Origin of the sequence: Meiothermus hypogaeus (assembly GCF_003574035.1) — a bacterium.
GTDB classification, from domain to species: domain Bacteria; phylum Deinococcota; class Deinococci; order Deinococcales; family Thermaceae; genus Meiothermus; species Meiothermus hypogaeus.
This window is the reverse complement of record NZ_QWKY01000037.1, coordinates 23,162-33,636: the sequence shown is the minus strand read 5'-3', so window position 1 is coordinate 33,636 and position 10,475 is coordinate 23,162. Positions and strand designations below refer to the sequence as shown.

Sequence of the window (10,475 nt, the reverse complement as noted above, 5' to 3'; positions counted from 1 at the left end):
GGGGTGGGCCACGTTTTGCGGCGGGGCCTGGGCCGCTTTGGGCTTGCTGAGCTTGAGCGAGCTATTGAAGCGGTCGAACAGGTCGAAGAGCTTTTCGTCGGTGGTGATGTAGAGGATGCTGGCTACACGCCCGTTGCCGGTAAAGGTGGAAAGCAGCACCACATAGTTGAGCCCGTCCTGCGAGGCCGCAATACCCCCGGCCAGGTTCTGGTAGTCGCCGTTGGGCGGCCCCATCTCGGTGGTGGGTTCGCCCGAAAGCCCCAGCCCCTCGGCCACCAGCCGCTTCCACTCGCCCTTGAAGTTTTCCTCGAGGTTGTTGCTTGCGGGCACGCTGCTATAAAGCACAATGGCGCCGAACGATTCCTTGGTTTGTTGTGCCCACATCACTCCCCCCTGCAGGTTGCTTTTCTTCCAACCCTGGGGCGGGGTGTAGTCGAAGATGTCGAAGGTATCGGCCAACGCCACCCCCCACAAAAAGCCCACCAGCAGTACCACACCCAAAAGCTCACCCAACCGTTTCATGTTCACACCTCCTCGGTTGTGTATCCAGCCTACCCGGCAGCGGATGACTCGAGCATGACTGAGTGGGGGCTAGCCGTGGGAGTGTCAAATTTCCTCGCCGCAATGGCGAAGATACCTTATCGTGATGGAAATGGGGTCTTCAATACATCAACGCATCGGATTGCTCTCGAGGCCCCTGGCAAGCATAAGTACAGACTCATGAAGCTTGAAGATCTTACTCCAGGTACAAGTGTTCGCGGCCTTCTACCCAATACCGCGGTCACCGTCGTCAATGTGCAGTGGCACGGCTCCGAGGCGCTGACGCTGGTCTATCGCGATGCGAGTGGCAAGGTGGCCGACGAGCTCCTTTACCGCCACGATGAGGCGCGGCTCGAGGTCGTCGAGCGCGGTCGCCCGTGGAGCTTCGATGGCGACGGGGTCACTTTCCGCCTGGTGGCCGAGGCGCACCGCATCCGCTTGGCCCACCTCTTCGATCCGCTTCTGGCCGTGCATACCTCGCTGGTGGAGCCGCTGCCCCACCAGATCACTGCGGTCTACGAGGCCATGCTGCCGCGCCAGCCGCTGCGCTTTTTGCTGGCCGACGACCCCGGTGCGGGCAAAACCATCATGGCGGGCCTGCTCATCAAGGAGCTGATGGCCCGCGGTGACCTCCAGCGCTGCCTGATCATCTGCCCCGGCAGCCTGGTGGAGCAGTGGCAGGACGAGCTCGCGCGACGCTTCCACCTGGCTTTTGAGATTCTCACCAACGACAAGCTCGAGGCCGCGCGCACCGGCAACTGGTTTCTGGAAAACGACCTGGTCATCGCCCGGCTCGACAAACTGTCCCGCAACGAGAATGTACAGCACAAGCTGGCCGCAGCGGACAACCGCTACGACCTGGTGGTGATCGACGAGGCCCACAAGCTCTCGGCCAGCTTCTTCGGGGGCGAAGTCAAGTACACCAAGCGCTACCGGCTGGGTCAGCTCGTCTCGGGCCTTACGCGCCACTTTCTACTGATGACCGCCACCCCGCACAACGGCAGGGAAGAAGATTTCCAGCTCTTCCTTGCGCTACTGGACGGCGACCGCTTCGAGGGCCGCTTTCGCGACGGCGTGCACCAGGTGGACACGAGCGACCTAATGCGGCGCATGGTGAAGGAGAAACTGCTCAAGTTCGATGGCGCGCCCCTCTTCCCCGAGCGCATCGCCTATACCGTCCCCTACAAGCTTTCCGATGCCGAGGCGCGCTTGTACCGGGAGGTCACCGAGTACGTGCGCGAGGAGTGGGGCCGCGCTGAGGCGCTCAAAGATGACCGGCGCGCCGGCACGGTGGGCTTTGCCCTCACCATCCTGCAGCGTCGCCTGGCCTCCTCGCCGGAGGCCATCTACCAATCGCTGCGCCGCCGCCGTGAGCGGCTGGAAAAGCGTCTGCGCGAACTGGAGCTGCTGCAGCGCGGGGTCGTGGCCGGCGGCCCGCTGCTCGACGCCGACGACCTCGAAGACCTCGAGGAGGCCCCCGAGACCGAGGCCCTGGCCGCCGAGGAAGAAATCCTCGATCAGGCCACCGCCGCCAGCACCAGCGCCGAACTGCGACTGGAGATCGAGACGCTAAAGCGCCTGGAAGCGCTCGCCGCCGAGGTGCGCAGGAGCGGCCAGGACACCAAGTGGCGTGAGCTATCGCAGCTTTTGTCCGCACTATTCGCATCCCCCGCGCTCGCTGCAGCAGACCCCGATCCGCCCCATGGTGCCAGCCCCCTTCCGAAGCCGGTGCCCTCACCGCGCCAGAAGCTGGTCGTCTTCACCGAGCACCGGGATACGCTCGCCTACCTCGAGCGGCGCATCGGCGATTTGTTTGGCCGCCCCGAGACTGTCGTGGTCATCCACGGCGGCATGGGCCGCGAGGAGCGTCGCAAGGCCCAGGAGCGCTTTCTGCACGACCCCGAGGTGCGTGTGCTCTTGGCCACCGACGCTGCGGGCGAGGGCATCAACTTGCAGCGGGCCCACCTGATGGTCAACTACGACCTGCCCTGGAACCCCAACCGCCTCGAGCAGCGCTTTGGCCGCATCCACCGCATCGGCCAGACCGAGGTCTGCCACCTGTGGAACTTGGTGGCCGAGGAGACGCGCGAGGGCGACGTCTACCGGCGGCTCTTGGAGAAGCTCGAGGAGGCGCGTGCGGCCCTGGGCGGCCAGGTCTTCGATGTACTGGGCAAGCTGCTGTTTGAAGGGAAGCCGCTGCGCGAGCTGATGATCGAGGCCATCCGCTACGGTGACCGGCCCGAGGTGCGTGCGCGCCTGACCCAGACCATCGAGCACGCGGTGGATCGCGCGCACTTGCAGAACCTGCTCGAGGAGCGAGCACTCGCCCACGACGCCATGGACTCCAGCCGTGTGGCGCGCGTGCGCGAGGAGATGGAGCGGGCCGAGGCACGCCGGCTGCAACCGCATTACGTCGAATCGTTTTTCCTCGAGGCCTTCAGGCGCCTGGGCGGAACCGTGCGCGAGCGCGAGCCGCGCCGCTACGAGATCACCCACGTGCCCGCACCGGTACGCAACCGCAACCGCCAGATCGGCAGGGGAGACCCCGTGCTCGAGCGTTACGAACGCATCGCTTTCGAGAAGCCGCTGATTGCGCCCCCTGGCCAGCCGCTCGCCGCCTTCGTCTGTCCCGGCCACCCGCTGCTCGAGGCCGTGCTCGACCTTACCCTCGAGCGTCACCGCGACCTCCTGAAGCGCGGTACCGTTCTGGTAGACGAGCGCGACAGCAACACCACGCCACGGGTGCTGTTCTTCCTCGAGCACGCCATCCAGGACGCCAGCCTGCTCCCTTCCGGTGAGCGGCGCACCATCTCGCGCCGGATGCTTTACGTCGAGCTAGACGCCAGCGGCCAGGCCCGGCACCTGTACTACGCGCCCTACCTCGACTACCGCCCGCTCCGCGCGGATGAGCCTGCCTTAGAGGCCATCCTCGAGCAGCCCGAGTGCGCCTGGATTACCCGTGAGCTCGAGCAACGCGCCCAGGCCCACGCCATCGCCACGGTTGTCCCGGAGCATGTGCGTGAGGTGCGCGAGCGACGCCTGGCCCAGATCGAGAAGACCCGCGCCGCGGTGAAAGACCGCCTCACCAAGGAAATCGCCCACTGGGATCACCGCGCCGAAGAGCTCAAGCTGCAAGAGCAGGCCGGCAAAGCCGGCGCGCGGCTCAACTCGCAGGAGGCACGCCGCCGGGCCGACGAACTCCAGGCCCGCCTCGAGCGCCGCCTGGCCGAACTCGACCGCGAAGCCCAGATCTCGGCCCTGCCGCCGGTGGTGTTGGGCGGGGCGGTGGTGGTGCCCGCCGGGCTCTTGGCCCGGATGATGGGCCAACCAGCACCCATCCACACCCCTCCGGTGGACACCCAGGCCGCCGCTGCCCGCGCCCGCGCCATCGTGATGGAGATCGAGCGCCGGCTCGGCTTCGAGCCGGTGGACCGCGAAGCCGACAAGCTCGGCTACGACATCGAAAGCCGCGTGCCGGAAACCGGCAAACTCCGCTTTATCGAGGTCAAAGGCCGCGTGGCCGGTGCCGACACCATAACCGTGACCAAAAACGAGATCCTCACCTCGCTCAACAAGCCCGACGACTTTATCCTGGCCTTGGTGGAGTTTCAAGACGATGGCAAGCACCGTGTGCGCTACCTGCGCCGCCCCTTCCAGCGTGAGCCCGATTTCGGCGTCACCAGCGTGAATTACAATTTTGCCGACTTGTTTAAACGAGGAGTAGAACCAGCATGAACCCGATCAAACGATGCAAGAAACTCATCGAAGTTGCCCTGCCGCTCGAGGCCATCAACCAGGCCTCGGCCCGCGAGAAATCCATTCGGCACGGCCACCCCAGCACCCTGCACCTGTGGTGGGCGCGCCGGCCCTTGGCTGCTGCCCGGGCGGTGATCTTCGCGCAGATGGTGGACGACCCCGCCAGCGTGCCCGAGGAGTTCCCCACGCCCGAAGCGCAGGAGGCCGAACGCCAGCGCCTATTTCGGCTCATGAAACAGCTGGTGCAGTGGGAGAACACCACCAACGTAACCGTCCTGCAAGCCGCCCGCGACGAAATCTGGAAAAGCTGGCGGCGCACCTGCCACGACAACGCCCGCCACCCCCGCGCCGCTGAGCTGTTCAACCCGGACAAGCTGCCCGCTTTCCACGACCCCTTCGCTGGCGGCGGCTCGCTGCCCCTGGAGGCCCAGCGGCTGGGGCTGGAAGCCTACGCCAGCGACCTGAACCCGGTGGCGGTGCTCATCAACAAGGCCATGATCGAGATTCCGCCCCGCTTCGCCGGACAGCCGCCGGTGAACCCCGAGGCGCGCAAGGACAAAAACCTCTTCGGGCGAGAGTGGAAGGGCGCGCAGGGCCTGGCCGAGGACGTGCGCTACTACGGCCAGTGGATGCGCGACGAGGCCGAGAAGCGCATCGGCCACCTGTACCCCAAGATAGAGGTAACGCCCGATATGGCCGCCGACAGAGCGGACCTCAAACCGCTGGTCGGCCAGAAGCTCACCGTGATCGCCTGGCTCTGGGCGCGCACCGTCAAGAGCCCCAACCCGGCCTTCGCCCATGTGGACGTGCCGCTGGCTTCCACGTTCATGCTCTCCACCAAACCCGGCAAGGAGGCCTACGTGGAGCCGGTGATCGAAAACGGCGGCTACCGCTTTACGGTGAAGGTAGGGAAGCCCGAGGACCCGGAGGCGGCGAAAAACGGAACATCGGCTGGCAAACGTGCGGCATTCAAGTGCTTGATGTCCGGCGCGCCGATTCCCTACGACTACATCCGGAGCGAGGGCCAGGCCGGGCGCATGGGCGCGCGGCTGATGGCGATTGTGGCCGAGGGCGAGCGCGGGCGGGTCTATCTGCCGCCGACACCGGAGCACGAAGCGATTGCTCAGGAGGCGAAGCCGACGTGGAAGCCAGAAGTGGCGTTGCCTGCGAACCCACGCGACTTCAAGACGCCGCTATACGGCCTGACGACCTACGGCGACCTCTTCACCCCCCGCCAGCTCGTCGCGCTGACGACCTTCTCGGACCTCGTGGGCGAGGCGATGGAGCGGGTCAGGCGTGACGCCCTCGCCGCCGGCCTGCCCGACGACGGCAAGCCCCTGCGCGACGGCGGCACCGGCACCCAGGCCTACGCCGAGGCCGTGGGGGTGTATCTTGCTCTGGGTGTAGACAGATTAGCCGACAGGTCATCCACAATATGTGGCTGGGATACTGGTTTCACTAAGATTCGAAATACTTTTGGCAGACAAGCCATACTGATGACGTGGGACTACGCAGAAGGAAACCCATTCTCTGACTCGACCGGTAACTTTAGCGCTCTTTTGGAATGGGTGGAAAAGTTCTTACTTGAGGCTCCTGCACGCCCATGCGGTTCTTCACTTCAACAAGACGCATCCTCACAATCCATCAGCGCCGACAAACTTGTCTCCACCGACCCGCCCTACTACGACAACATCGGCTACGCCGACCTCTCGGACTTCTTCTACGTTTGGCTGCGCCGCTCGCTCAGGCCCGTCTTCCCCGAGCTCTTCGCGACGCTCGCCGTGCCCAAGGCCGAGGAGCTGGTGGCCACGCCCTACCGCCACGGCAGCACGGAGAAGGCCGAGAAGTTTTTCCTCGACGGCATGACCCAGGCCATGCACCGGCTGGCCGAGCAGGCGCACCCGGCCTTTCCGGTCACCATCTACTACGCCTTCAAGCAGTCCGAGACCGAAAGTGCCGAGGGCACATCGAGCACCGGCTGGGAGACCTTCCTCGATGCCGTGATCCGCGCTGGCTTCGCCATCAGCGGCACCTGGCCGATGCGTACGGAACTGAGCAACCGCATGATCGGCTCGGGCACCAACGCGCTGGCCTCCAGCATTGTCCTCGTCTGCCGCAAACGCCCGGCGGATGCGCCCACGGCCACGCGCCGGGAGTTCGTGCAGGCCCTCAAGGCCGAGCTGCCCGCCGCGCTGGCCGAGTTGCAGAAGGCCAACATCGCCCCGGTAGACCTGGCGCAGGCGGCCATCGGGCCGGGCATGGCGGTCTACACCCGCTACGCCCGGGTGCTCGACGCCGAAGGCAAGCCCGTCGCCGTGCGCGAGGCGCTGGCGCTCATCAACGCCACGCTCGACGAGGCCCTGGCCGAGCAGGAGGGCGACTTCGACGCCGACACGCGCTGGGCGCTCGCCTGGTTCGAGCAGCACGGCTTCGCCGAGGGCGAGTACGGGGTGGCCGAGACGCTCTCCAAAGCCAAAAACACCAGCGTAGCGGGCTTGGCGGAAGCGGGTTTGCTCGAGTCGAAGCGCGGCAAGGTGCGGCTCTTTAGGCCCGATGAACTCCCCACCGATTGGGACCCTGAGCGCGACCGTCGCCTGACCGCGTGGGAGGTGGTTCATCACCTGATCCGCACGCTGGAAGCAAGCGGCGAGAGCGGTGCGGCCACGCTGGTAGGGAAGCTGGGCGCGAACGCCGAAACCGCGCGCGAGCTGGCCTACCGGCTCTACACCATGTGCGAGCGCAAGAAACGCGCCGCTGAGGCCCTTTCGTACAACGCCCTGGTGCAGAGCTGGCCGGAGATCGTGCGGCTGGCACGGGAGAGCGGCACAGCCCGCCCGGCCCAGGAGACACTGTTTGAAGACGTGGAGGCTTAAGGCATGGCAATAACCAATCAGGAACGGGTAGGCAAGGGGCTGGAACTCCTGCGCGCGGGGCTGGCCCCCTACGTCGAGCGCGAAGTACTGGAGGCGGTGCGGGCGGGGGCGGTGAACATGGAGACGGTGCGCCGCTTCGCCGATGACCCGCTGCTCAAGAACAAGCCCATCGCCGAGTGGGACGCGGCGGGTTTGCTCAAACTGATGTGGGAGACCTGGAACGAGGTGTTCCGCAAGACGCTGGGCTTCGCCGAGCGTTCGCTGGTCAGCGAGCTGCGCGAGTGGCGCAACCAGTGGGCGCATCAGGGGCCTTTCTCGAGCGACAATGCCGACCGCGCGCTCGATTCGATGGAGCGGCTGCTCACCGCGGTTTCGGCTCCGCAGGCCGCCGAGGTCAACCGGATCAAGATGGAGCTTCGCCGCCTGGTTTTCGACGAGCAGGTACGCAACGAGAAACGCAAGGCCGGAGGCTCGCTCATCGAGGCTGCGGCCAGCGGCGCGCTCAAGCCCTGGCGCGAGGTGGTCACCCCCCACCCCGACGTGGCCAGCGGCCGCTATCAGCAGGCCGAGTTCGCCGCCGATTTGTGGCAGGTGCACCTGGGCCAGGGCAGCGACGAGTACCAGAACCCCGCCGAGTTCTTTCGCCGCACCTTCCTCACCGAGAGCCTGAAGCGGCTGCTGGTGGGCGCGGTGCAGCGTTTGTCGGGCACCGGCGGCGACCCGGTGGTGCAGCTTCAGACCAATTTCGGCGGCGGCAAGACCCACTCCATGCTGGCGCTGTATCACCTTTTTGGCGGGACGCCTGCAGCCGATCTGACGGGCGTCGAGACGGTGATGGCCGAAGCGGGGGTGAAGGCGCTGCCCAGGGCGCGGCGGGTGGTGCTGGTGGGCAACAAAATCTCGCCCGGCAACCCCATGCGCAAGTCCGACGGTACGCTGGTGCGCACGCTGTGGGGCGAGCTGGCCTGGCAACTGGGCGGGCGCGAGGCCTACGAGCGCATCCGCGCAGACGACGAGCGGGCCACCAACCCCGGCGATGCGCTGCGTGAGCTTTTCGTGGAGTACGGCCCCTGCCTCATTCTGATCGACGAGTGGGTGGCCTACGCCCGCCAACTGCACGATGCCGCCGACCTGCCGGGCGGTAGCTTCGAGACCCAGTTCAGCTTTGCCCAGGCCCTCACCGAGTCGGCCAAGCTGGCCGGTACCTGCCTGCTGGTGATCTCGCTGCCGGCTTCCGACACCCAGGCCGACGATGTGGAGGTGGGCGGCCTGCGCGGGCGCGAGGCGCTCGACCGGCTGCGCAATGTGGTGGGGCGCGTGGAGTCGTCCTGGCGTCCGGCCAGCGCCGAGGAGGGCTTCGAGATCGTGCGCCGACGGCTGTTCGAGCCGCTCGCGGGGCCGGAAGCGTACAAGCAGCGCGACGTGACGGCCCGTGCCTTTGCCGAGCTGTACCGCACCCAGGCCGCCGAGTTTCCCCCCGAGTGCAAAACCACCGACTACGAACGCCGCATCCAGGCGGCCTACCCCATTCACCCCGAGGTTTTCGACCGGCTGTACGAAGACTGGTCCACGCTGGTCAAGTTCCAGCGCACCCGCGGGGTGCTTCGGCTCATGGCCGCGGTGATCCACAGCCTTTGGGAGAAGGGCGACAAAAGCCCCCTGATCCTGCCGTCTACCATTCCCGTGGACGACCCGCGGGTTCAGTTCGAGCTGACCCGCTATCTGTCCGATAACTGGACGCCCATCATCGAGAAGGACGTGGACGGGCCAAGTTCGCTGCCGCTGAAGATCGATGGCGAGGTGCCCAACCTGGGCAAGCTTTCCGCCACGCGCCGCGTGGCCCGCACGGTCTACCTGGGCTCGGCGCCCACGGCGGGGGCGGCCCACCGGGGCCTCGAGGATCGCCGGGTAAAGCTCGGCTGCGTGATGCCAGGCGAGTCGCCGGCGGTGTTTGGCGACGCCCTGCGCCGGTTGGCGGCGGCGGCCACCTATCTCTACCAAGACGGCCCGCGCTTCTGGTACGACACGCAGCCCACCGTGACCAAGCTGGCCGAGGATCGGGCTGAGCAGCTCAAGCGCGACCCCGACAAGGTCGCCACCGAGCTGGAAAAGCGCATCCGGGATGCCGTGCGGCAGATGGGCGAGTTTGCCCGCGTGCACCCCCTGCCGCGCTCGAGCGCCGACGTGCCGGACGACCTCGAGGCGCGCCTGGTGGTGCTGCCGCCGGAACACCCCTACAGCAGGGAAGCCGATAACGCCGCGCAAGTCGCAGCCCAGGCGATTCTCGAGTTTCGCGGTCATGAGCCCCGGCTGCACCGCAACACGCTGGTCTTCCTGGCCGCCGACAAGGTTCGGCTGCAAGACCTGGACGAGGCGCTACGCCGGTTCCTGGCGTGGCAGTCTATCCTGACCGAGAAAGAAGCCCTCGACCTCAGCCCCTTTCAGGTTCGGCAGGCCGAAACCCAGAAAAAAGCCGCCGACGATACCGTGACTGCACGCCTGCCCGAGGCGTACCAGTGGCTTTTGGTGCCGGAACAGAAGTCGCCGCAAGGGCCTGTGGAATGGCAAGCGCTACGGCTCACCGGCACCGACCCCCTCGCCGTTCGGGCCAGCAAAAAGCTCAAAAGCGATGAGCTGCTGGTCGGCAAAATTGGCGCCACCGTACTGCGCAAGCACTTAGACGAAGTACCGCTGTGGCGGGGTGAGCACGTACAGGTGCGCCAACTCGTCGAGGACTTCGCACGCTACCTCTACCTGCCCCGGCTCACCGGGCCGGAGGTGCTGGCGCAGGCCTTGCGCGACGGCGTCGCACTACTCACCCGGGAATCCGAAACCTTCGCCTATGCCGAAAGCTACGATGAAGCGGGCAGGAGGTATCGCGGCTTGCGGTGCGGACAGTCGGTCTCGCTAACTGCCGAGGACCCCGGACTCATCGTCAAACCCGAGGTTGCCCGGCGGCAGCCTGTAACACAAGGGGGTAGTGGCACTTCAGATGATAATTCAACAAAAGGCGAGGAAGACGGAAACGGGAATGGCGGCAGAAAAACGGACTCCAGCACACCGCCCTTACGGCGGCGTTTCCACGGCACCGTGCGTCTGGATCCGGACCGTGTGGGGCGCGATGCGAGTCGCATTGCCGATGAAGTGATCGTCCACCTGGCCGGGCAGCCCGGCGCCGAGGTGGTGGTCACGCTGGAAATCCAGGTGCGCCTGCCAAACGGGGCCAGCGAGCACACGGTTCGGACGGTCACGGAGAACAGCCGAACCCTCAAGTTCGAGAACTACGGCTTCGAGACGGACTGAGAG

General features: G+C 66.2%; 4 protein-coding genes. 3 read left to right on the top strand and 1 reads right to left on the bottom strand.

Annotated features, from left to right (window positions below; all coding sequences use genetic code 11):
• Window positions 1-522 (bottom strand): hypothetical protein (locus tag Mhypo_RS10540; RefSeq protein ID WP_147371348.1); only part of this gene is annotated, 522 nt, incomplete at its 3' end.
• Window positions 523-720: 198 nt separating this feature from the next.
• Here Mhypo_RS10540 and Mhypo_RS10535 point away from each other — a divergent pair.
• The 3 genes from Mhypo_RS10535 to Mhypo_RS10525 are packed head-to-tail and all read left to right on the top strand — an operon-like array spanning window position 721 to window position 10,472.
• A complete protein-coding gene (locus Mhypo_RS10535; protein ID WP_119341255.1) occupies window positions 721-4,275 on the top strand; it encodes a helicase-related protein in 3,555 nt (1,184 codons plus the stop codon).
• On the top strand, window positions 4,272-7,169 hold the full coding sequence (locus Mhypo_RS10530; protein WP_119341254.1) for a DUF1156 domain-containing protein: 2,898 nt from the start codon (window positions 4,272-4,274) through the stop codon (window positions 7,167-7,169). The genes Mhypo_RS10535 and Mhypo_RS10530 overlap by 4 nt, the downstream gene beginning before the upstream one ends.
• 3 nt (window positions 7,170-7,172) lie before the next feature.
• Window positions 7,173-10,472 carry a Swt1 family HEPN domain-containing protein gene (locus tag Mhypo_RS10525; protein WP_119341253.1) on the top strand — a complete coding sequence of 1,100 codons (3,300 nt, stop codon included), beginning with the start codon at window positions 7,173-7,175 and terminating at the stop codon, window positions 10,470-10,472.
• The last annotated feature ends 3 nt before the right edge of the window (window positions 10,473-10,475 follow it).